Raw genomic sequence first — 25,491 nt, 5'->3', positions numbered from 1 at the left:
TTTTACGTATTAGCTTATTGATAATAGATCTAAAACTTGTGTATCATATCATCAACAAGGACCTATTAAACAATGTGTTTCGATATGCTGTATAAGTAATTATTTATTTCTATTAGATTATACGTGATATGTTTTCAAAAATTTTTAGTGTTTTTAGTATAGCAACAATATTAGCTAATATTCTTATAGTATTATATGACAGCTTTTTAACTGGTTTATTCTCTAGTTCTAATTTTAAAAATCTATTATGTGACTATATCTGTTCTATTTAATGTAAGTACATCAGTTTTAGTATTGTATTGGAAGTGTGTTACTGTATAGTTGTAGTATTATATAAGTATTTAAATTGTTTTTTTTATAATCTTAGTTTGTATTAGAATCTTAATACATTAAATATAGTAATTAGCATTAATTTATATATTAACCACGGCTATTGTGATTGATATACTCTGAGTTTTTTTTTTGACACTTTGGTTGATTGTTATAAATGGGTATCTAAGGGATTTGTATTTTTTGTGTGAATAGGAATTATTGATAATTTTTATATTTGTGATGGTAGTGAATCGTGTAAGGTTGGTAAAAGATCAATTTGCTCGAAGTTTATAAATGTTTTAATAATGTCAATATATGTGTCCTTAATTGATTATCTGATGTCGGATTATAAATAATAATACGGTATATAATCTAAAGTGCATATTGTAATATCTAATGCCAGTATTATGAGTAATGAGATGTACTTAAATGTGTTGTTATTTAATTTGTTAGTTCAAGTTTTTCTAAGTAGTAGAAGTTCGCAATTTGTTTTTACTCAGAACAAAATCGCATAGTTGTACTTTATGATAGTACAACTCTAGTACAAAGTAATTTTCCAGTTATCCCTAAACATATAACTATTATATAGTGTTATATCATTAAAATTGCACTTAATGCTTGCTAATGAAAATTAATTACAGTTTAATCGTTGTCAGTATAATTTTTTTGCATAATACTAGAAATATTTAACTTATTAGATTTTATATGTATAAAACTTATTGTAGCCTGATACTAATTATCATATTAATGATGCTATCTACTAGCAGTTATTGTGTTGAACTAGATCAAGCACTACATGCAGCACTAGCCAATAATCCTAGTATAAAAGCAAAATTTTATAGTACTTTAGAAAACAGGCAAAAAATTAAACTGAATAGTATGTCAAAATTTTTGCCATTGGTTGTATATTCATATAGTACACGTTTACCTGATATATCGTCAAGTAATAGCACAAAAAATATGAGTGTTAGTGTAACACAGCAAGTATTTAACGGTGGGGCTGATGCGGCTGCTTTTCAGCAGGCTAAATATTTAACGAGTATTGAGGAAATTAATTTTTTATTAGAAAAGCAGAATATTCTACTTAATGCTGTAAAAGCCTACATGAAAGTTTTAACAACAGCTGAAGTTTATAAACTGACTCAGCATACTGAAAAGGTGTTAACTGAACATTTAGTAGCTACAGAGAAAAGGTTTGCTTTAGCAGAAGTGACAAAAACGGATGTATCACAAGCAACTGCCAGGTTATCAGCGGCAAGGTCGGAATCTATTAAGGCTTATGGAAATATGAAAACTGCGGAAGCTAATTATGTGCATACAATAGGAGAGTTGCCTGTTGATTTGCATGATCCTGTTGTACCTGTGTTACCAACATCATTAGAAGAAGCTTTAGAAATTGCTCAACGAAATAATCTTTCTTTACAAATATCTAATAATGGATATAAAGCAGCTAAGCAAGGTGTATTGATAGCACTTGGGCATTTGCTACCATCTGTTAGTATATCTGCTGTTACTTCTTATACAGAGCATAATGTTTTTAATAAGAATCTTAATAAAACTGAGGATGTTTTTGAAGTTAAGATGTCATTACCTATTTTTCAACAGGGACTTAATCTTGGGGCAGTAACACAATCTGAACTTGCAGTAAAGCAGAAGAGATATGCATATTATGAAGCATTGAATGCGATAAAAGAATCTATTATTTCAAATTGGGAAGGCATTTACACAACTAATTCTATGTTACAGGCTGCACAGGATCATGTAAAATATACAGAAGTTGTATTATCAGGGATTAAAAAAGAAGCTGAATTAAACTTAAGGACAGTTTTAGATGTGCTGGATGCAGAAGAAGAATTGTTAAAAGCAAAGGTGAATTTAGTTAATGTACAAAGTAATGTTATTATCAATAGATATAATTTGCTTGCCTTAATTGGACAATTGAATATTAATTAATTATTTAATATGATAAATTTATGAGTGATACTAATAATTTTCAGTCCCTTAAAGACGTAATTGCGAACATAAGAAAAGTCATGTCTAGCAATGATGCAACGGATGTTATTACTGAGCAACAGGATGCTAATAATGAGATACTGGATTTGGAAGATCCAGAAAACGTTGTAGAATTAAACAATATACAGTGTGCACGTAATACATTAAGTGGAATAAATCAAACATTTCAAGCTATGGCTGATTTTTCAGCAACAGTGCCTATAAGTCCAGTAGCTCAAATCAGCATCAAGCCTGATATTGAGGTAGCAGTAACAAAAGAGAAAATCTACCCTGATCAGCTTTCTAGTATTAATCAGTTTATATCCATAGAGCAGTCATCTCAAGAACGTAGATTAACGACAAAGCATACTCTATCAGATGGGTTGTCAAAGATTGAGGGTACTACTACGTCGTCAGAAATTAAAGAAATACATCATAAGAACAGTTTACTGTCTCCTGAAAGTGTTTTTGCAAGCAGCGAGGAGATAAAAAAGTTAATTACGCAAATACATCATTATACAGCACCGCCTAGTGTTACTACTCAAAATAAAAGTCCTACTATAGAGGAATTAGTGATAAATATACTGAAACCAGAACTATCTTCATGGCTTAACAATAATCTGCAAAAAATTGTGCAAGATATTGTTGAACAAGAAATTAAGCATATAGTAAAAAAGTCAAATCAAGGTTAACTTTGAATAAGCAATATGTTGATTTCTTTTCTACTATTGTGCATGAAGTAGTGAAGTTAAAAGTGTAGTATGTAAAAAAAGCTCGTTAGTATTGTGCTATTATATAACGAGAAGTAATTGTGAGTATTTAGTTTTTGTAATGATATTAAGATTTTTAAGTATAATTAAGTGGTATATGTACAGTGCTTATTATATAAAGTTGGTATTTTTTGTATAGGCTATTAATTATGTATATGTTAAACTTACTATGTGTAAAAAGTCAGCTAGTTTTATAGCAGTTTTTAGTATTACATAATATGTTATTTGAGAGATAGTAGCATGATATTGATTGTGACGTATGGTAGAAGAAAATATTCTTAAGGGTTCAATAGTTTATTAATTTATGTAGGTGTGTTAGTTTTTGTTGATTAGTGTACAACATAAATTGCGTAATGTTTTAATAATAAATACGCAGTATTAAAGTTGATTAGTTGAACAAGTGTTTTCGAAAAAATTCTTTTCATAGTTATTTAGACAGATATGTCATTAATATTTCACAATCAAAATAATATATTGTTTTGTATACTGGTTAGTAGATTTTTTTGTTCTTTTTTAGAATATAGTAATTAATTGTTTAATTATTTTTACTTAGTATTTTAGCCTATATCTTAGGTATAAAAATAAATTAATTATGCAAATTCAAAAGACTATCTTACAAAGAGATTGGTGTTAGTAGTAAATCTGCTGTATATTCTAAAAATAAATAATTTTATGCTGTAAAACTATCTGTAAGGTATACCATTTGTATTATTTTAGTAATAAGATAATAATGGTATTGTTATTCAAAATATTATCAGTAGGGCAAGAGAACTGTACTTTTGATTATATAGTACATATATGATATGAGCCTGGTACTGAATTTTATGATCTTTTAGTCCTTAGTTATATATTAAGAAGAATAAGCTTATATATACTCTTATAACTGATGAAGATTAATGATACTGCACAAAAAAACAGAATAAGTGAAATTAATAGAAGTTACTTAGGAGAATCTTCCTGGACAGAAGCAGGCTTATTGTTTTTATCTAATACTTCAGAAATTGATGACTTAAGCACCTTGAGTTCTACACCATCTGATACTTCGACAAAAAAGCATCCACCTGTTGTATCAACCTTAGTAACTACACCAAATATACTATTAGAGACAACAACCTTATCACCTTTTTTGATGCTTTCTAATAGCTTATTATGTTCTCTAATCTTCTTCTGCTGGGGTCTTATAATAAAAAAATAGAACACACCAAAGATTAATACTAAAGGAACTAAACCTGCAATTGAACTTCCAACTCCTGAAGCGGGTGATGCTGTTGTTGCTGCAAAAACTTCAGAAATAATTGACATGTCCATGACCATTTGCAAGAAATATAGCATTAACTATAATTGTAAAGGTGTAGATTGTCAATTGCCAATTTGGTTCAAAGTTATCTCATGTGATATATTATTATGGTGTTTTTTAAATAAGTAACGTGGATGTGTATGGGTTTAAAAATAGCCATAATAGCGTATTAATATCACTGTTGCGGTTTATATGGTGTATGCTGTGATTAAGTAGGGTAATGTTTTTTTTGAATAAATAATGTAAGTGTGAATAGCTTATAAGCATGGTCTGGGGTTATTTACAGTATAACTACTATGATTTATGTAGTGTATGCTGTAATTAGGTAGGGTAATGTTTTTTTGAATAGATAATGTAAGTGTGAATAGCTTATAAGCATAATCTGGGGTTATTTACAGTATAACTACTATGATTTATGTAGTGTGTGCTGTAATTAGGTAGGGTAATGTTTTTTTGAATAGATAATGTAAGTGTGAATAGCTTATAAGCATAATCTGGGGTTATTTGCGGTATAACTACTATGATTTATGTAGTGTGTGCTGTGATTAAGTGGGGTAATGTTTTTTTTGAATAAATAATGTAAGTGTGAATAGCTTATAAGCATGGTCTGGGGTTATTTACAGTATAACTACTATGATTTATGTAGTGTATGCTGTGATTAAGTAGGGTAATGTTTTTTTTGAATAAATAATGTAAGTGTGAATAACTTATAAGCATGGTCTGGGGGTTGTTTACAGTATCACTCTGTAATTTCTGTAGTGTATGTGCTGTAGTTAGGTGAAGGGGAGATGTTTTGTAAATAAGTAATATAAATGTATATAGATTATGAAAACAACTATGGTAGGGTTACATTATCAATGTTGTGTTTTGTATGGTGTGTATGCTGTAATTAGGTAAAACAATGTAGTGTTATTGTTGTTTAGTAGAATAATACCATGCTAAGAATTTATGTGTTTAGGTTACAACAATAATATTAATAATTACCTTTATACTAAATAATTATATAGCTGTCTATTATACTTAAGTAGAGTAAAAATAATAAGTTAGTAGTAATTATAGTAGATGGAGATTGTTTATAAAATATAACGTAATCAGATCAAAAATCTAAGTATATATGTTATGAATATTAAATGTATATCTGTGGATATCTAAGTATTTTTTAATGCATGTGTTGAAGATTATATCCTATTTATTATGTATGCAGGAGTTATTGTAGTGTTACTAGGAAATCTGGAATTTTTAGTATGTTTTATATAAGATTGATATGATAGATATGCTATATTATATAGACCTGTATCTTAGTGAGTCTATAATAAAAAACATTTATAATTTGTTCCCCATTAAATAACTATGCAAGGAATTTTCACATCTATACTATTGTACTGATTATGTTATCATGATGTGAGTGTAGTAATAATATTGTGTGTTATAGTTCAATAAGAAAGAAGAACTTGAATATTGTAGTATTCTAATGTAGATCTATGTTAAGTTATTTGTGATAGTATTGTTACTTTAAGTCATAATACTATCCTGTATATCAGAATCTAAAGTTAGTATGTATGTTTGTTATTGTGAATATAGTTAGTAACTGTTTGCTGCATGTATTATGTAAATCCATAAAAAAGTATTTTGTACTGGCATATAATGCTACATTAATACGTAATGTTATTGAGCAGGTATTTACTCAGGAATTCTAATTACAGAAAATTGTATTACTAATGTCTTGGATAAATACAATAAATAAAAGTTATAATTTAGCTGTTAGTATTGTTTGAGTGCGATATTTAAATAGATTAATTATGTGTTACCTTATATCATGCATATGTGATAATACCTGGCAATTATCTCTGTTATGGTTTTATCATATTGCGTTCATCTATAATACTGATGACTATGTTGTAATAGAGAAAAATTTGATCTACAAGAAACTGTATGTTAATGTCTGTCAATACATACAATCGATAAAACTAATAATTTGTTGATATTTTTAATGTGTCATGTCTAATGACATTACTAAATTAGAGTTATACATTATTATAAATACAACATAACACCATTATATGGTTATCCGTAAAACATTACTATATTGTAGTTATGCTAATATAAATTTATATAAATGGATAACACTTTATAATGCACATGAACCTATATCGTATCTATATATTCCATCTGGCCAATCTAATAAGTCTAAAGCTGCATATGCTTGATGCTTTGCACTAGCCAGATTATCACCTTGTGCTACAATATTGAGTACTCTTCCACCATCTGATACCCAATTATTTCCATCTTTTTTTGTTCCTGCATGTAACAGTTGGATGTTAGGTAACTTCTCAATTTCATCTATTCCTTTAATTATGGAGTTTTTCTTATATTCACCTGGATATCCGCGACTAGCGACTACTACACATAAAGCGGCTTTTTTGTTTAATTCTACAGATTCATTACTTAGTTTTCCTTTTGCTGTAAGTGATAGAAGCTTTAAAAGATCAGAATTTAAACGTGGTAATATTGATTGTGTTTCAGGGTCACCAAAACGAACATTGTACTCAAGTAACTTGGGTTCATTTTTTTTAATTATTATACCGGCAAATAATAAACCTCTGAATTGTATGTTCATGTTGAACATTGCTTTTATAGTTGGATATATTATCTTTTGAATTATTATGTACTCCATTTCTTGTGTGATAATATTTGGTTTAGAATAAGATCCCATACCACCAGTATTAGGTCCCTTATTATTGTCTCCTATAGTCTTGTAATCTTGTGCAACTCCTAATATTACTGGATTAGATCCGTCAACTAATGTAAAGAAACTGATTTCTTTTCCTTCAAGAAATTCTTCAATAATTACAGCATGCCCTGCTTCTCCAAATTTATTATTTAATAACATTGCATCTACAGTATTATAAGCTTCTTCATGTGTATGACATATTACTGTTCCTTTGCCTTGTGCAAGTCCATCTGCTTTTATTACTAAAGGTAATTTTTGCTTATCAATAAACTTATATGCTGGTCCTACATCAATGAAATAACCATATTTTGCCGTAGGTATACCATACCTTATACATAATTCTTTTGTAAACCCTTTTGAGGATTCAAGACGTGCTGCGGCCTTAGATGGGCCAAATACCAGTATGCCTTCTTCTGTTAATGCATCTGATAAACCATTAATTAAAGCCATCTCTGGCCCTATAACTACTAAGTCAATTTTTTCTTTCTTGCATATTTGAATTACTTCTATGGTATTGCTGATGTCTACATCTATTATATCTGCTAGATTACCCATTCCTTCACGTCCTGGGGCAATAAATAGCTTGTTTAATAGTGTGGATTTGCGAATGCTATGTAACATTGCATGCTCACGTCCACCGGAACCAATTACCAACACATTCATTAGCATGCTCCTTTAGTTTATGTGTACTTGTGAATTCTAGTATCAATCTTCTGCTTGTCAATAATATTATATGTCTTACTATGCAAGAGTATACGTAAAAATTGCTTGTGTCAGATAGATCTTTATGTTTCAATAAGTTTTTAATTTTTATATTTATTCATAGGTGATTAATTATGTATCACTTTAAGGTTTTTAGTAATGTGTTATTTCTAATAGGGTTTTTATTTGTTGTAAATTGTGCTTTCTTAAATAAGGAATATTCTGTAGCACCTGTTGAAAATAGGACAGCAGATGGGATATATGAAAGTGCTTTAAAAAAGTCTAGTGAAAAACAGTATAAGGATGCATTAACAGATCTTGAGGAAATAGATAGCTTATATCCATTTTCTCCAGTTGCAATTAAAGCTCGTATTATGATGTCCTTTTTAAACTATGAATTAAGAAATTATGCACGTTCTGCAACTTATGCAGAAGATTATATCAATTTGTATCCTGATGGTGAGGATATAGATTTTGCGTACTATTTACGTATTATGGCAAATTACATGCAAATCAATGATGTAGAGCGTGATCAAAGTGCTGCATATAAGGTTTCAGAGTTATTAGAAGAATTTATACATTTATTCCCTAATTCTCAGTATTTGGCAGAGGTGAATTTAAGGTTAAATATGGTTAACGAACATATTGCTGCTAAGGAATTTTCAGTGGGTAAGTTTTATTTACAACGTGGAGAATATGTTGCTGCTATTAGAAGGTTTAGTACTATCTTAAAACGCTATAAAGATACAAAATATTTTCCAGAAAGTGTATATAGAACTGCCGAGGCATACTTATCTCTAGGAGATAAAGATGCTTATAGTAAATATATGTCTTTGTTAAAAGAATGTTGTGCGAATAGTGATTGGTATACCTTATCACAGGATCGCCTATAGAAAGTAATTTATACATGGTGTAGTCTTAGTCTGTATCAGTAAAGTATATAAATGAGTACATTGTATAATAATTGTTTTTTACTATTTGCAGCTTGTACTTTAGTATGTTGCTGTTGTATTGTGAATAGTTTGATATTTAGTTTCAGTTTTTGTTTTGAGCTTGCTTTATATCTTATGGCAATGTAATAACTCTTAATAATGTCATTTATATAGTATTGGGAATTATTAGGTGATAGATACTAGAGCGATCATATTTATGTATTTTGTAATTTGTATGATGTAATGTTGACTTATGTAATTAGGTTTATATGGGTAATTATATAAAGTAGTAAAAACTTAGGGTGATCATATTTATGTATTTTATCATTTGTATGATGTAATGTTGACTTGTGTAATTAGATTTATATGGATAATTATATAAAGTAGTAAAAACTTAGGGTGATCATATTTATGTATTTTGTCATTTGTGTTATGTAATGTTAACTTGTGTAATTAGGTTTATATGGGTAATTATATAAAGTAGTAAAAACTTAGGGTGATCATATTTATGTATTTTATCATTTGTATGATGTAATGTTGGTTTGTATAGTTGGTTTATATGGGTAATTATATAGGTTAATAAATACTGAAGTTATCATATTTATGTATTTTGTCATTTGTGTTATGTAATGTTGACTTGTGTAATTAAGTTGATATGGATAATTATTAAGTTTATAAATACTAGGCTATCAAATTCATGTATTTTTTGTATTAGTATCATGTTTTTAAACATGAATATATGTTATCTAAGGTTCTTTCAGGATTGGTTAAGTAGTATTACTCTATAGTTTTGGATTTTTCAAAATAGAATTGATTATTTTATATTTTGTTTTGGCGTTCTTGGTATGATGTGCGTGTAATTATATATGCTATAAGAAAACATTAACAGATAAAATATGCTTTTATTTGTGTTATACATGGTTTTGAGTGAATTATTTGTTTGACATGTATTTATGTTCAAATTTTTCTATTTTGTGTGATAGCAATATATGCTTTAAAAGCTGGAGAGTATTATGCAAGTAAATAGAATAAAAAGATAGGCAATTGAATAGGTAAACATTGCTCTATAATGACAAGGGATATTGTATTTAAATACCTTAAAGGCTTGTACTACAAACGTTAACCCAAGTGGTATTGCTGTAATTTCATATAATAAGGCATCTTTTAGAAAAAATCCTGGCAATAGGGTTATTGGAAACATAAGCATACTATATACTAGTATGTGAAGTTTAGTAGTAAATATTCCATGTGTGACAGGTAACATTGGTATTTTTGCTTTTTCGTATTCTTGGTAGTTTAATAATGATAATGCCCAGAAGTGTGGGGGAGTCCACATGAAAATAATCAAAAATAATACTAAACTTTCTATGGAGATAGATCCAGTAACAGAAGTCCATCCGATAATAGGAGGTAATGCTCCAGAAGCTCCTCCTATTACTATGTTTTGTGGTGTTCTTCTTTTGAGATACATTGTATACACACAAATATAAAATCCAATACTAATTGCTAGGAGAATTCCTGATATGTAGTTTACTGCTATCATCATTACTGTTACTGAAATGAATGATAAAACTAATCCAACTTCAATTGCACTAGTTTTGGAAATTTTACCGGCAGGTATAGGGCGTGTTTTTGTTCTTGTCATTAGTGCATCTATATCGCTGTCATACCACATATTTATTGCACCAGCGGCTCCGGATCCTAATGCTATACATAAAGTACTAATTATAGCGATTAGTGGGTGAATAGTACCTGGGGCAATGACTATTCCTGTAATTCCTGTAAGTACTACAAGATACATGATTTTTGGTTTAAGTAAATGCCAGTAATCTGATATCTCATTTATTAGTGGTAACTTAATAGTACTGGATTGTGTCTCCATTTTTAATCAACCTTCGGTATTTGTTCGAAAGTATGAAAAGGTGCTGGTGATGGTATTGTCCATTCTAAAGTATCTCCTCCCCATGGATTACTGGGAGCTGCTTTTCCTCTTGTCAAAGTATGAATGATTATGTAGATAAAGAATAGTGCGGATAAGAATGACATTCCAGCACCTATAGATGAAATATAGTTCCATGGTATAAATGCATCTGGATAATCTGGAATCCGTCTTGGCATACCAGATATTCCTAAGAAGTGTTGTGGTAGGAATGTAACATTGGTTGAAATAAAAGTTAACCAGAAATGTATTTTACCTAAGCACTCATTGTATTGTTTGCCTGATATCTTGCTTATCCAGTAATAGAATGCAGCAAAGGCTGCGAATAATGCTGCAATTGACATTACATAATGAAAATGTCCAACCACATAATACGTATCATGTAATGCTTTATCAATACCACCATGTGAAATCACAATTCCAGTTACTCCACCTATAACAAATACAAAAATGAAGCCTATTGAAAAGAGCATAGGAGTCTTAAATTCTATTTGTCCGCCCCACATAGTTGCGATCCAGCTGAATACTTTTACTCCAGTTAAAACACCTATTAACATTGTGGTTACACTAAAATATGTTACTATTTCTGCACTGAGCCCTACAGTGAACATATGATGAGCCCATACTACTGCTCCAACGGCTGCAATACCTACTAGTGCTAAGACCATTCCTAGATATCCAAAAACTGCTTTATGTGAAAAGGTTGATACAACTTGACTGATAATACCGAATGCTGGAAATATGATGATATATACTTCTGGATGCCCAAAAAACCAAAATAGGTGCTGGAAGAGTAGAGGATCTCCACCACCGGCCGGATCAAAAAAGCTTGTTCCAAAATTTCTGTCTGTTAGAAGCATTGTAACTGCTCCACCAAGAACTGGGATTGTAACAATTAGCATAAAAGATGTGAGTAATACAGTCCAAACAAATAATGGCATTTTTAAGAGTGTCATACCAGGAGCGCGCATATTGAATATTGTTACTATAAAATTAATTGCACCAATAATTGATGAAGCTCCAGCAACATGAACTGCGAATATTGCTACGTCTACAGCTGCACTTGGATGAGAATTTATATATGATAATGGTGGATATAGAGTCCAACCTGTACCTGCGCCTTCTCCTATAAATACGGAGGTGCATAGTAAGATTAGTGATGATACTAGTAACCAGAAACTCACGTTATTAAGGCGAGGAAAGGCCATATCCGGGGCTCCTATAAGTAATGGTACAAACCAATTACCAAAACCTCCAGTTAAAGCAGGCATAATCATGAAAAATACCATAATTAATGCATGACCTGTCACTATAACATTATACAATTGGTAGTTATTATCTAGTACATTGATGTGTGCAAGCTGTAGCCTTAATATGAGAGAAAAAAGACCTCCTACAATGCCACCTATGATAGAAAAAATTATATATAATGTACCTATATCTTTATGATTTGTCGAAAATAACCAACGTTTTATCCCGTGTGGTATGTGTTCATTACTCATGTATACCTCTATAGCTCACGCATCTTCTCTTGTATCCATTTATCAAATTGCTCTTTTTCAACAGCAACAATTACTATAGGCATAAACCCGTGTAACCTACCGCAAAGTTCTGAGCACTGACCATAATAAGTTCCTGGAGTTTTAATGTTAAACCATGCCTCGTTTAATCTGCCTGGAACTGCATCAACTTTAATCCCTAGTGCTGGTACAGCCCAACTGTGTATCACATCTGCACTTGTAACTTGTAATAAAATATTTGTATTAATGGGCACAATTACTCTATTGTCAACTTCAAGCAAACGTAATTCTCCAGCTTGTAGACTACTTGATTCTTTCATGTAGCTTTCAAAAGAAAAATTTTTATGATCTGGATAAATGTATCCCCAGTACCATTGGTACCCAACTGCTTTGAGTGTCATTTCTATGTTAGGAATTTTTTGTTCATGTCTAATGAGTTTGACATTACTTATAGTGAGAAACCCTACGACTATTAAGGGAATCAATGTCCACAGTATCTCTAAAGTAGCATTATGAGAATTTTTTGTATTAAATACTACTTTTTCGCCTGGTCTTTTGCGAAATCTAATAATAACATATGTCATTATTACGAAAACTATTAGTGTAATTACTGACATGACAAGCATAACAAAGTTATGTGACTTAATTATAGCTTCCATTATATCTGTTACAGGAGTTTGAAACCCCATTTGCCATGGTACGGGAGATGACGCAGATGCGCTAAAAGAAATAAATGTACAGAAAAAAAAGATAATAAGTCTTAACATAATACTACATTATTAATCGTTTTATCTTTATCATTTTGATCGTAAAAATGCAATAATTTTATACTACTTTGTTTGTTTCGGAATGTTTTTAATGTCATGTAATATTAAGTTTATGATAAAATAAATACTATAATACTTATAAAGTTTATTTTAACCCTAATTAATTAATATACCTTATACTGATTTAGTCAAGATAGTTAAGTTAATTATACTAACATTGTAAACTTAATCTGTAAAAAAACACATAATTTAAATACTTTTATTTAATAATTACTAATAGTAAATCATTGGATTGCTTGCTAAATATACAATGATTATACCAGATGTTTCATAATGTTGGTGAAATGTATATGAAGTGTAAATCATATATTCTACTATTTTCATAATTATTATTTATCAGTATTAATAGTCATATTATCATGATTATTGTAACTACTATATTTAAAATATAGTGAGAGTATTACATAAACTCCATATTATAAGCTATAAATGCATAATAGTATGTAATGTGTTTATGTTAACACTACTAATCAGATTACATAAATATTGTTAGCTTATTGTATGTATAATATAATGTAGATAAAATTCGGCTTTAGTCTTGAATATGAACTACACTTTACGCACTATTATAATGACATATATTCAGTGTTAACGTAAATTTAAAACTAGAATTTGAATACCGTAGGATAATTTATGATACTTACCTGATTCTGATGAGCTAATTTTGATATTGTATATAATTCCTGTGTTTTTAATTAATGATACTATTATTTGTGTTGATAGAATGTTATTGATGTATTTATTGAGCATGTGAGAGTATAACAATAATATTTTTTAATGTTCATATGTATCTGTATAGCATAAATATAATCAAACTTTAATTTTAAGTATAATACCATACACTATCTACTATTGTGGTTACGAGTATATTCAATAATCATTAGATCTATATAGTTTGTTTTTTTATCTTTAAATTAGTCTAAACCTAGTTAAATTTGGATTAGGATTTGAAATACCATAGTAATTTGTGCTTGTTTAATTCCAAGAAGATAATTTGTAGTGTGTAATATTATAAGTTTATTTCTGTTAAAACTACTGGCTAAAAGTAAGGATATTAAGGATATTTTTAACTTGTTGTGTGTAGGTTTGATTCTGCATCAAGTTCAAAACTAGAATGTAAATATTTTGTAGCTAGTTGGCCATCTTTTCTTGGTACCAATACGCTAATTTTGATTTCTGAAGTAGTTACTGCTAATATCGTGATATTATTCGATGTAAGTGTATGGAACATTTTATATGCTATGCCAGGATGGGAAATCATGCCAACACCAATTATAGAAACTTTTACAACATCTGGATTGATTATTAACTCCTCATACATGATTTCATCTTTTATTTTTATCAGTAATGTTTCTGTTATAGGTAAATCTTCTTCTGGTATTGTGAAAGTTATATCATTTGCGTTATTATCCATGTTCTGAATAATCATATCAACGTTTATATTGTTTTCTGCTATTATACTAAATAATGTGGTAATTCCAAATGATGCCTTGACTTTTTTTAAGGTTATACTTGCTGTATTACTATTGTATGTGATACCAGTAATTAACTGACTTTCCATGTTAATTTCTCCTTTTTTACATAATATTGTTCCTTTGGTAGGATTAAATGTAGATAGTATATGTAGTTTTATTTGATATTTCATTGCTAGTTCTACTGAACGTACCTGTAGTACTTTAGCTCCAAGAGAAGCCATTTCTATCATTTCATCATATGCGATGTAGTCTAATTTACGTGCTTTTGGTATTATGTTAGGATCTGATGTATATATTCCATCTATATCTGTGTATATATAACATAGATCTATTCCTAAAGCTGCAGCTATAGCGACTGCTGAAGTATCTGATCCTCCTCTACCTAATGTTGTAACTCTGTTTTCTTTATGCATTCCTTGAAACCCAGCAATGATAGCAACGTCATTGTTAACTAAAAAGTTTTTTAAAGCAGAAGTATTAATATCCATGATCCTTGCTTTAGCGTGATCATCAGTTGTGACTATAGGTAATTGCCATCCTAGCCATGACTGGGCTTTAATACCTGTTTTTTGTAAGGCTAATGATAACATACCACAAGAAATTTGTTCTCCAGATGAAATAATCAAGTCATATTCTGATAGTTCATGATAAGATGTTACGTCGGAAATTTGTTTTATCTGGGAAATAATATTATCAGTAAATTTGCCCATAGCAGATACTATTACTACTACCTTATAGTTATTACTAACATCTTGTTTAATTATTTTTGCTACTTGATTAATACAATCAATATTTTGGAGGGAAGTACCACCAAATTTTTTGACTAAAATATTGCTCATTTCTGTGTGCTAGAAATATGTTGTCGATCTTAAATATAAGGGATTTTTTATATGTTGCAAAGTTGTAATGTTAATAAAGTAAGATTCATGTGATATTTATAGAGTGCAGCTAAAATGACATTTTTGAGAATTTAATGCATTTGGTATATCATTTTTTATGAATTGTTGTTTTATTCTAAGTCTTATAACGTTTGTATACCTATTATCGTAATTTAATGTATATTACTTATAATGTTTTATTCCAACGTTAATTTGTAAACATATTTGAGTATGATGTATTTGGTGTATAGACTCCATGTTATATTTATTCTTATATGAGTGTATGTTGTATGTCATTATGTGGTATATTAGTTTTGTTCAAAGGTGACAAATTTGTTTTATGAAAAGTATATATATTACTACGCCTATTTATTATGTTAATGATGTTCCACATATAGGACATGTCTATACAACTTTAATATCTGATATTATTGCAAGATTTAAACGTCTTGATGGATATAATGTGAAATTTGTAACTGGTACTGATGAGCATGGGCAAAAGATAGAAAAAGCAGCTCAGAAAGCTAATAAGTCGTTGATTGAATTTACAGATAATGCAAGTGCTGTTTTTAGATCTTTAGCAGATGTTATGACCTTTAGCTACGATGATTTTATTCGTACAACAGAAGCAAGACATAAAAAGGCAGTTAAAGCGCTGTGGACCTGTTTATATGATTATGGGGAAATATACTTAGGTAATTATTCTGGATGGTATGCAATTAGGGATGAAACTTTTTATCAAGAAAAAGAGTTGATTGATGGTAAAGCTCCTACTGGAGCCGAGGTAGAGTGGGTAGAAGAGCCTAGTTATTTTTTTCGATTATCTCGTTTCCAAGAAAGATTATTGGATTTTTATGAGCAAAATCCAGATTTTATTGTTCCTAAATATCGTTATAATGAAGTTGTATCTTTTGTGAAGTCTGGATTGAAAGATATTTCTATATCACGGCAGAATATTTCTTGGGGAATAAATGTACCAAACGATGATCATCACGTAATTTATGTGTGGATTGATGCATTGACGAACTACCTGACGGTTCTTGGATTTCCTGACGTTAATAGTAAGGAATATCAAGATTATTGGTTAGATGAAAATAATTCGATTATTCAAGTAGTAGGGAAAGATATATTAAGGTTTCATGCAATATATTGGCCCGCAATGTTAATGGCTGCTAAGTTGCCATTACCTAAAAAAATTCTGGCACATGGATGGTGGACTAATACGGGACAGAAAATCTCTAAATCATTAGGAAATGTTATTAATCCTTTTGAATTAATTGAAGAATTTGGTGTTGATCAAATAAGGTACTTTTTGATTAAAGAAATGCCAGTAGGTAATGATGGTGACTATAAGAGAAGTAGTGTTATTAATTGTATAAATTGTGAGTTAGCAAATAATATTGGTAACTTAGTACAAAGGACTGTTTCACTATTACATAAAGAGTGTAGTGGAATTGTGCCAGAGGTTAGTAGTACTTTGTTTAAGGATGAAGATGCTTTGCCTAATTATGAGAAAATTTTAGAGAGTGCTAGAATCTGTATTGATCAGTGTAATCTTAATGGTGTGATACATATTATAGAACAATTGTCATCTATAGCAAATGAGTATATTACATTTAGAGCTCCATGGAAATTGTCTAAAACTGATCCTATAGTTATGCAAGCTGTTTTATATAAGTTACTTGAGTACATAAGATGTATTGGATTACTGTTACAACCTATAATGCCATCTTTATCTGCTAAAATACTAGATCAGATTTCATTACAAATATCTAAACGTAGTTTTAGTGATTTTGCTATACCTATAGATGTAGGAATAATTTTACCAAAACCCGAACCTATTATTGCAAAAATCTTGTGACTTGATTACTAATTATAAATACGTATTCTTAATAATATTGCTATCTTATTTGTAATACTAAACGTGTTTATAAATATAATAGTTTACTAATGTCATAATGTTTGCAATCTATTGTGTTTAAAAGGTTGGCATATTGTTTCAGGTATTTCCATACCTTATATTTGAATCTAACTTATTTGACAGTAGTGTTGCAGTATGTAGAATCAATGCAGTATTTGAGAATACAAGTTCTGTTAATTAAGTATGTCAGTAGTAGTTGGATAAAAATGTAGTGTTAAATTATGTAACATTTTGAATAGTAAATGTAATAATATGTTAATGTAGATATTAATAGTTTGGCATATATTATGTTATTTTGGTCTGCTTTATACGAAGAGTTAATTTTCTGCAAGATAGTGTAAATATGTGATTGTGATAGTGATATTTTTCATATAATTATATTAAAATTATTGTATAACTCATTAATAAAAAATACTAAGCTAAATTATCATAAGGTATTGTATTTATGGGGAAATAATATATCTGAGAAGAACTTAATTAAATGAATTCTGGGAGAAATTGTTATTCAAGTTTTGAAAAGTCTTGTAACTAGGATAGGTAATTATGTATTACTGCAAAGGTTTAATATGGTATTTTTATAAAATGATCTATGAAGTAATACTTGTGATGTTGGAGATGTATAAGTTCTGATTGTATAATAGGCGTACATTTTGTGAAAGTATGTATAGCTGGAGTAGGTATATTGTGTATTACTGCAAAGGTTTAATATGGTATTTTTATAAAATGATCTATGAAGTAATACTTGTGATGTTGAAGATGTGTTAGTTCTGATTGTATAATAGGCATACATTTTGTGAAAGTATGTATAGCTGGAGTAGGTATATTGTGTATTACTGCAAAGGTTTAATATGGTATTTTGATAAAATAATCTATGAAGTAATACTTGTGATGTTGGAGATGTGTTAGCTCTGATTGTATAATAGGCATACATTTTGTGAAAGTATGTATAGCTGGAGTAGGTATATTGTGTATTACTGCAAAGGTTTAATATGGTATTTTGATAAAATAATCTATGAAGTAATACTTGTGATGTTGGAGATGTGTTAGTTCTGATTGTATAATAGGCATACATTTTGTGAAAGTATGTATAGCTGGAGTAGGTATATTGTGTATTACTGCAAAGGTTTAATATGGTATTTTGATAAAATAATCTATGAAGTAATACTTGTGATGTTGGAGATGTGTTAGTTCTGATTGTATTATAGATATATATTTACTTTGTTAATACGTAAGACTGTTTTGTTTGAAATGTGATTCATGTTTGATTTAAGTACTGTAAATGATTAAACTTATAAAAAAACTAGATTGTTAATGTATGTATTCTGAAATAATATGAGTTGGTGCTATGTTTTCCATGCAGTATATAGTGTAACTATGCCGAAACATAAATTTCTATATTTTGTGTGAATGAAATTTGAATTTTGTATTTCTTGTATAAAATCATCTTGATATGGAAAGGTTTTTATACTATCTACTAGGTATTGATATGAGGCTCTATCTTTTGCTACTAGTTCTCCAATGTTGGGAATAATTTTGAATGAATAGAAGTTATATAACGTGTAGAGAAAATGATCTTCTTTTAAAGGAGAGAATTCTAAGCATATAAATTTACCTCCAGGTTTGAGAACTCTATATGCCTCATTTAATGCCAGCTGTCTATTGGAAACATTACGTATACCAAAAGAGATAGTGTAGTAATCAAATGTATTATCATAAAATGGAAGCTGTTCTGCGTTACCACAGGTCCATTTTAAATTTAATATGTTTGTATTTATAGCGTTGTCTCTTCCACAATTTAACATGTTGATGTTGACATCGCATACAACAATATCTACATTTTTTCTATGTTTTGCAACTTTTATTGCTATGTCTCCAGTCCCAGATGCTACATCAAGCAAGTTACCACTGTTAATGCTTTGAATTACTTGATCTTTCCATAACCTATGAAGGCCAAAACTCATTATATCATTCATTATATCATAGCGTGATGCTACTGAAGTAAATACCTGATGTACAAACTTTGACTTTTCCTGCATTGATATATTGTGTACTTATAGTATAAACTTTGACAAATCTAGCTGTTTTGAAATGTTTTCAAGTTTTTTCTTTACATACTCACTATCTATGACGTATGTTTTGCCACTATTTTCTGTTGCAGTGTAACTGATATCTTCCATTAACTTTTCTAGAATAGTATGTAGTCTTCTTGCTCCAATGTTTTCAACTTCTCTGTTAACCGTAGATGCAATATCGGCAATGGTTGATACTCCTTCATCAGTAAAATCAATAGTAATGTTTTCAGTCTTCATTAATGCACAATACTGCTTCAGTAAACTTGATTCTGGTTCTGTTAGAATTCTGATTAGATCATCTTTACTAAGTGGTTTAAGTTCTACTCTAATAGGAAGACGTCCTTGCAATTCAGGTAGCAAATCAGAAGGTTTAGCTAGATGAAAAGCACCAGATGCTATGAACAAGATGTGATCGGTTGTAATAGTGCCATATTTTGTAGTAACACTTGTGCCTTCGAGTAATGGTAGTAGATCTCTTTGTACTCCTTCTCTGTTGACTTCTCCTCTGATTTCAGTACGGGCTGCAATTTTATCTATTTCATCTAGAAAGACAATTCCATCGTTGCTTGCAAGTTGAAGTGCTTCTTTGACAATTTTGTCTTCGTCAATTAACTTTTCACTTTCTTCATTGATTAGTAATTCTCTTGCTTCTTTTACTGTAACTTTCACAGTTTTAAGTTGTTTATTATTTCCTAGCATTTTGTGAACAATTTCACTTATATTCATTACTCCAACTTGCCCACCTGGTATGTTTGGAACATCTATTGGTGGAACTGGACTTTTACTTTCTTTAATTGAGATAGAAATTTCAGAATTTTCAAACTCTCCATTTTTTAGTTTTTCTTGAAAGATAGTTTTAGTTTCTTGACTTGCATCTGCTCCAATTAATGCATCTAAGATTATACCCTCTGATAAATCTTTAGCTTTTTTTTCTACGATCTTACGGAATCTTTCTTTTACTAAATTAATAGCTACATCAACTAAATCTCGGATTATAGAATCTACATCTCTTCCTACATAACCAATCTCAGTAAACTTGGTAGCTTCTACTTTTATAAAAGGTGCTTTTGCGAGTTTTGCTAATCTACGAGCTATTTCTGTCTTTCCAACACCTGTGTGTCCTATCATTAAAATATTTTTTGGAATGATATCTTCTCTTAATGGTTCAGGCACTCTATTACGACGCCAGCGGTTTCTTAAGGCAATAGCTACAGCGCGTTTTGCATCTGCCTGTCCTATGATAAATCTATCTAACTCTTGTGTAATTTGTTGTGGAGTTAACTCTTGTGGACTATTATCATTAAAGTTTATTTCATCTTCTTGTGCTGTTGTATTATTAACATTTGAAAGATCTTGTATTGAAAGATCTTGTATAACTTCCTGTGTGCTTGTATCATTTGTAGTGGGTGCTGTATCGTCTAGTCCATCATTAAAATTAAATTTATTATCTGGTGTAAGAAACATTTTTAATCCTCTATTTTTTCCATAATGATATTGTTATTTGTATAGATACATATTTCAGCAGCTATACTCATTGCAGTAGTGACTATATATTCTAAAGTCATATTTTGAGCAAATTTTTCATTGGATTCACATAGAGCTTTTGCTGCTGCCAATGCATAATTTCCTCCTGAACCGATAGCTGCAATACCGTTTTCTGGTTCCAACACATCACCATTACCTGAGATTACTAGGGATACAGACTTGTCAGCTACAATCATCATTGCTTCTAATCTCCGTAAGTACCTATCCATTCTCCAATCTTTTGCTAATTCTACACATGCACGAAGTAGTTGTCCAGGATGCTTTTCTAGTTTGCTTTCTAGTCTTTCAAAAAGAGTAAATGCATCTGCTGTTGCACCTGCAAATCCTGTAATGACAGTGTCATTAGCTAAACGTTTTACTTTTTTTGCTGAATTTTTTATTACGGTGTGTCCTAATGAAACTTGTCCATCTCCTGCAACAATTACATTGTTATTTCTACGTATGCATAGAATAGTAGTACCATACATTTTACTATTGTCTCTGTGTTCCATTTATTTAAGCTCCTATTGATATATAGTTTATAGTCTGACAACCCTTTTGTATATGTATAGTTTCATTCATATTGTCTAGAAAGTAAATTTCAAATACATAACTATATATGTATACAATTTTATACCTTAAATTTGTATACTATGATTAACAGTCATATACAGCATTTCTTATTATTAATAATTATACCAGAAATACTTGAATTTAAGACTTTATGATATTTTAATAATTATGAATCATGGTTTACTTGTAACAGAATAATGATGTTCTGACAAACAATTTTGTTAGTATAAAGAAAATATTTAGTATATTTTTCTGATAAAATTTATGGGTTTTTGTAATTGGTAAGTTGTTAGTAATCACCTGTCCTTTCAATTAGTGTTGTTTTTGTAATTCATAATATAACAAATATTTATTGTATTTTAATTTTAAAGTACTTAGTTTTCTAAGTAGTTAAGAGATATTGTATTGTTAACTAGAATGTTTTGATATATAACATTACAAGCGAGGAATGTTTTATATGATGTTCTTTGTGTTGTTCTGGTTGTATATGTGTGTTACATTTACTAATGTTTAACTTATATGTAGTGGTGAATATGTGTTTTATAGTCTTATAATTTATAATTATGATTATGTAAGTCACTAACATTTTGCTTTTTAGTAGTATGTAGCAGCAAAAAAGTTTTTTGTTTGTCCGTTTTTAAATGTTGTGTATAATAAAAAAATCAGGTATGAAATCTATATTGCAGTAATCAGTACATACATTGGGTTTGTTTTCCTGTGTATGTGTCATGTGTTTTGTAAGTATGTGTGTTAATTTAAGATAGTCGATCTAATGATTATTAGAGTGTACATTGGTATTTTCTAGTATTGCTTATTACTGTAGTTAACTAAGTAGTCTGCTTTTATTTAGTGTCTGTAAATAGCAAATTATATAAATATAAATATCGTTGAGGTTATGAGTGTTTTATATGTTGTCAAAATAAAAAAATATGCTAGTTTAGTAATTATATTCTGTGGATACAGGTTTTCATTGTTTAGACATCTGCAGTGGGGAATTTGTCTTACTAATTGATCTGTTAAAAAGTGCTAAGTTTGTTAGTTTTGATGTGTGGATCTAATAGTTCATTGATGTATAAAATGTATAACTGGTCAATGTTCGTAAAATCAGCTTATTTTAAGTGTAAATAGAGAGTTGTTATGTTGGAATCAGAAGATGTTCTTTTAGCAAAAGAAGAAGATAAGGTAGTAGATGTACAAGTTGTAGAGGAAGAAGAGAATGTACCAGGGAATAGGGAAGCAGAAGGTAAAGTACTAGATTTAAGTGAATTAAAAAAGAGAAGTATAGAAGATCTGTTAAAAATAGCAGAAGACCTGGGTGTAGTAAGTAATGGAAGAATGCTAAAACAGGAAATAATCTTTCATTTGATGAAAAAGGTAGTGAATGATGGAGGATCTGCAATAGGTGGAGGGGTAGTAGAAATATTATCTGATGGTTTTGGATTTTTAAGATCTCCTGAAGCAAATTATGCTGCAAGTAGTGATGACGTATATATTTCAGCAGGACAAATAAAAAAGTTTAACTTAAGAACTGGTGATATAGTAAGTGGAGAAATTAGAGCTCCAAGTGAGAAAGAAAGATACTTTACATTAGTAAAAGCACATAGCATTAACTTTACTGATATGGGTAAGTTACAAAGGTATGTACACTTTGATGATTTAATACCGTTATATCCGGAAGAAAGAATATTATTAGAGTGTAATGATCCTATTAGCTTAAGCAAGAAAGATATAAGCATGAGAGTGATAGATATAGTTGCACCATTAGGTAAGGGACAGAGAGCACTGATAGTTGCTCCACCAAGGGCTGGTAAAACAATAATATTACAACAAATAGCGCATTCAATATCTGTGAATCATCCGGATATTGAGTTAATAGTGTTACTAATAGGTGAAAGGCCAGAGGAAGTAACTGATATGTGTAGATCAGTAAAAGGTGAAGTAGTTAGTTCAACATTTGATGAACCTGGATATAGACATGTACAGCTTGCGGAGATTGTAATAGAGAAAGCAAAGAGGATGGTAGAGCATAGGAAGAATGTAGTAATATTATTAGATTCAATTACAAGATTAGCAAGAGCGTATAACTCTGTAATACCATCATCTGGTAAAGTGTTGACAGGAGGTGTAGATTCCAATGCGTTACAAAGACCAAAAAGATTTTTTGGTGCAGCAAGGAATATAGAGAATGGAGGATCATTAACAATAATAGCAACTGCATTAATTGAGACTGGATCGAAGATGGATGAAGTAATCTTTGAGGAATTTAAAGGTACTGGGAATTGTGAAATAATATTGGATAGGAAGATATCGGATAAAAGAGTATACCCTGCAATAGACATTTCGAAATCTGGTACAAGGAAAGAAGATATGTTAATAGATCATGTTTGTCTAAAGAAGGTATGGTTATTAAGAAGGTTACTATCATCAATGGGAGCTGTAGAAGCGATGGAATTTCTGAGGGATAAGTTATCAATAACGAAAGATAATAATGAGTTTTTTGACATGATGAATAGTTAAGTATAGTTAAAAAATGTTTTTTAATGTTATTGAAGATCATATGTTTTTCGTTTTTGTGTATTAATGCTATTAATCTTATTGTTGCTGTATAAACAATATAGCACTTGTCAGTTATGTAATGTTGATATGTGATTATTGTTTTAATAGTGTATCACGTGCTTCGTTTAATTTTTGGGCTAAGTAAGGAGACCCACCTCTATCAGGATGCATGGATTTCATTAGTTTGTGATATGCTGCGTTTATTTGTTCATGGGTTACATTGTTCTTTAATCCTAGTATCTCAAGTGCTTCTTGTCTTGATAATTTACTACTACTACCTGTATTTCCTGTGTTGGTATAGGCATTTGTTTCGCTTATGATTCTATTGAGAGTAGAAGTGATAATTTCACTCATGCTTATAATGCTATTTCTTTTTAATAATAGGAATATGAAGAGTATAACAACCGGTAATACAAATATGGCGCCTATTATACAGAATATGACTAAAAAAATAAACCACATACAAATGACTTGATTTAAGTAAGGTATATCCATATTATCAAGTAAAAGAACTTTTTTGTAAATGGTTTATTATGTTTATACAAATTGAAGACACTCCAAATCCTAATACTCTAAAGTTTATACCAGGAGTTTCTGTGAATAATGGCAAAATTAGTGAGTTTACTGATAGTGTAACAGCTGGAGGGTCGCCTTTTGCTAGAGCACTTTTTGAGATTGAACATGTAGTGAGTGTATTTTTCGGAGGTGATTTTGTATCAGTTACAAAATCTAGTGATATTGAATGGGACATTTTAAAGCCAGAAGTATTAACTGTAATTATGGATTTTTTAACACTTAATCCAGATGATTCAGTTGAAGGTGATGATGATGGAGATTCAAAAGAGTTTTTTGATGTTAAGGATGCTGAGATAGTTACTAAGATTAAGGAACTAATAGATAATTATATTAAGCCAGCTGTAGCACAAGATGGCGGAGATATAAAATTTAAAGGATACAGTAATGGTGTTGTATTTGTAAAGTTAAGAGGTGCATGTTCAGGTTGTCCAAGTGCATCTATTACTTTAAAGGAAGGTATATATAATATGCTGACTTATTATCTACCAGATATACAGAATGTTGAAAGTGTATAATTACAAAAAATAAGCTATTATACTTGTTGAGATTAAATATCAGTGCTAATTCTATTACAATGTTATATTACATGCTAAGCATATGGTGTTTGTATTTTTTATTGTTAAAAAGATCGAATATTATTTGTATAATTCCAGCAATGATATTAGAAGTTTATTCTGTAGTGTATTTTAGAATTGCTATTTGTAATATAACATATGTTTTTATATTTATAACTGTTGGTTAAGTGACATACTATATCTAGTTTTGCAATGATCTGATATATAGTAGTGTTTTAATAGAACTGTTATATTGATAGTATTATGGCGCAAAAGACTTTTTATAAGTTTTGTATATTATTGAGAATATGTGTTTTTCTCATTAATTTAGTCTCTTAAT

Annotated in this window: 16 protein-coding genes; 6 read left to right on the top strand and 10 right to left on the bottom strand. The window is 29.8% G+C overall.

Annotated features, from left to right (window positions below):
- The first annotated feature begins 1,059 nt into the window (after positions 1–1,059).
- Positions 1,060–2,265, top strand: a complete 1,206-nt coding sequence (locus EDL80_RS04385) for a TolC family protein (protein WP_230957199.1) — start codon at positions 1,060–1,062, stop codon at positions 2,263–2,265.
- 20 nt (positions 2,266–2,285) lie between these two features.
- Positions 2,286–2,996: a DUF2497 domain-containing protein gene (locus EDL80_RS04380; RefSeq protein ID WP_158406958.1), complete on the top strand. Its 711-nt coding sequence runs from the start codon at positions 2,286–2,288 to the stop codon at positions 2,994–2,996.
- 1,017 nt (positions 2,997–4,013) lie between these two features.
- Here EDL80_RS04380 and yajC read toward each other — a convergent pair.
- Both yajC and purD read right to left on the bottom strand, forming a co-directional pair.
- Positions 4,014–4,376, bottom strand: a complete 363-nt coding sequence (gene yajC, locus EDL80_RS04375) for a preprotein translocase subunit YajC (RefSeq protein WP_230957198.1) — start codon at positions 4,374–4,376, stop codon at positions 4,014–4,016.
- A gap of 2,123 nt (positions 4,377–6,499) precedes the next feature.
- Positions 6,500–7,765, bottom strand: a complete 1,266-nt coding sequence (gene purD / locus EDL80_RS04370) for a phosphoribosylamine--glycine ligase (protein WP_158406957.1) — start codon at positions 7,763–7,765, stop codon at positions 6,500–6,502.
- Positions 7,766–7,938: 173 nt separating this feature from the next.
- On the opposite strand from purD, the gene EDL80_RS04365 reads away from it, so the two are divergent.
- Positions 7,939–8,697: an outer membrane protein assembly factor BamD gene (locus tag EDL80_RS04365; RefSeq protein ID WP_158406956.1), complete on the top strand. Its 759-nt coding sequence runs from the start codon at positions 7,939–7,941 to the stop codon at positions 8,695–8,697.
- 1,033 nt (positions 8,698–9,730) lie between these two features.
- On the opposite strand, the gene cyoE is transcribed toward EDL80_RS04365, so the two are convergent.
- From cyoE to EDL80_RS04345, 4 genes are all read right to left on the bottom strand, one after another.
- A complete protein-coding gene (gene cyoE / locus EDL80_RS04360) occupies positions 9,731–10,618 on the bottom strand; it encodes a heme o synthase (RefSeq protein ID WP_158406955.1) in 888 nt (295 codons plus the stop codon).
- Positions 10,619–10,620: 2 nt separating this feature from the next.
- On the bottom strand, positions 10,621–12,177 hold the full coding sequence (gene ctaD / locus EDL80_RS04355; protein WP_158406954.1) for a cytochrome c oxidase subunit I: 1,557 nt from the start codon (positions 12,175–12,177) through the stop codon (positions 10,621–10,623).
- Between the two features lie 8 nt (positions 12,178–12,185).
- Positions 12,186–12,962, bottom strand: coding sequence for a cytochrome c oxidase subunit II (gene coxB / locus EDL80_RS04350; protein WP_158406953.1), 777 nt, complete (start codon positions 12,960–12,962; stop codon positions 12,186–12,188).
- Positions 12,963–14,088: 1,126 nt separating this feature from the next.
- Positions 14,089–15,336 carry an aspartate kinase gene (locus EDL80_RS04345; RefSeq protein WP_158406952.1) on the bottom strand — a complete coding sequence of 416 codons (1,248 nt, stop codon included), beginning with the start codon at positions 15,334–15,336 and terminating at the stop codon, positions 14,089–14,091.
- 379 nt (positions 15,337–15,715) lie between these two features.
- Here EDL80_RS04345 and metG point away from each other — a divergent pair, with 379 nt between their 5' ends.
- On the top strand, positions 15,716–17,236 hold the full coding sequence (metG, locus tag EDL80_RS04340) for a methionine--tRNA ligase (protein WP_158406951.1): 1,521 nt from the start codon (positions 15,716–15,718) through the stop codon (positions 17,234–17,236).
- A 1,403-nt stretch (positions 17,237–18,639) separates the two neighbouring features.
- Here metG and ubiE read toward each other — a convergent pair.
- The 3 genes from ubiE to hslV are packed head-to-tail and all read right to left on the bottom strand — an operon-like array spanning position 18,640 to position 21,404.
- Positions 18,640–19,332 (bottom strand): bifunctional demethylmenaquinone methyltransferase/2-methoxy-6-polyprenyl-1,4-benzoquinol methylase UbiE, encoded by a 693-nt coding sequence (gene ubiE, locus EDL80_RS04335; RefSeq protein WP_158406950.1) that lies wholly within the window; start codon positions 19,330–19,332, stop codon positions 18,640–18,642.
- A 15-nt stretch (positions 19,333–19,347) separates the two neighbouring features.
- A complete protein-coding gene (gene hslU, locus EDL80_RS04330) occupies positions 19,348–20,832 on the bottom strand; it encodes an ATP-dependent protease ATPase subunit HslU (protein ID WP_158406949.1) in 1,485 nt (494 codons plus the stop codon).
- Positions 20,833–20,834: 2 nt separating this feature from the next.
- Complete coding sequence (gene hslV, locus EDL80_RS04325) at positions 20,835–21,404, bottom strand: ATP-dependent protease subunit HslV (protein WP_158406948.1); 570 nt, start codon at positions 21,402–21,404, stop codon at positions 20,835–20,837.
- A 1,198-nt stretch (positions 21,405–22,602) separates the two neighbouring features.
- On the opposite strand from hslV, the gene rho reads away from it, so the two are divergent.
- Positions 22,603–23,982 carry a transcription termination factor Rho gene (rho, locus tag EDL80_RS04320; protein ID WP_158406947.1) on the top strand — a complete coding sequence of 460 codons (1,380 nt, stop codon included), beginning with the start codon at positions 22,603–22,605 and terminating at the stop codon, positions 23,980–23,982.
- A 132-nt stretch (positions 23,983–24,114) separates the two neighbouring features.
- On the opposite strand, the gene EDL80_RS04315 is transcribed toward rho, so the two are convergent.
- Positions 24,115–24,375, bottom strand: coding sequence for a J domain-containing protein (locus tag EDL80_RS04315; RefSeq protein WP_230957197.1), 261 nt, complete (start codon positions 24,373–24,375; stop codon positions 24,115–24,117).
- Between the two features lie 179 nt (positions 24,376–24,554).
- On the opposite strand from EDL80_RS04315, the gene EDL80_RS04310 reads away from it, so the two are divergent.
- On the top strand, positions 24,555–25,112 hold the full coding sequence (locus tag EDL80_RS04310; RefSeq protein WP_158406946.1) for a NifU family protein: 558 nt from the start codon (positions 24,555–24,557) through the stop codon (positions 25,110–25,112).
- Positions 25,113–25,491: the final 379 nt, after the last annotated feature.

The sequence above is a fragment of the Ehrlichia ruminantium genome (genome assembly GCF_009728835.1).
GTDB lineage: Bacteria > Pseudomonadota > Alphaproteobacteria > Rickettsiales > Anaplasmataceae > Ehrlichia > Ehrlichia ruminantium_B.
This window is presented reverse-complemented; position numbering and strand designations above follow the sequence as displayed.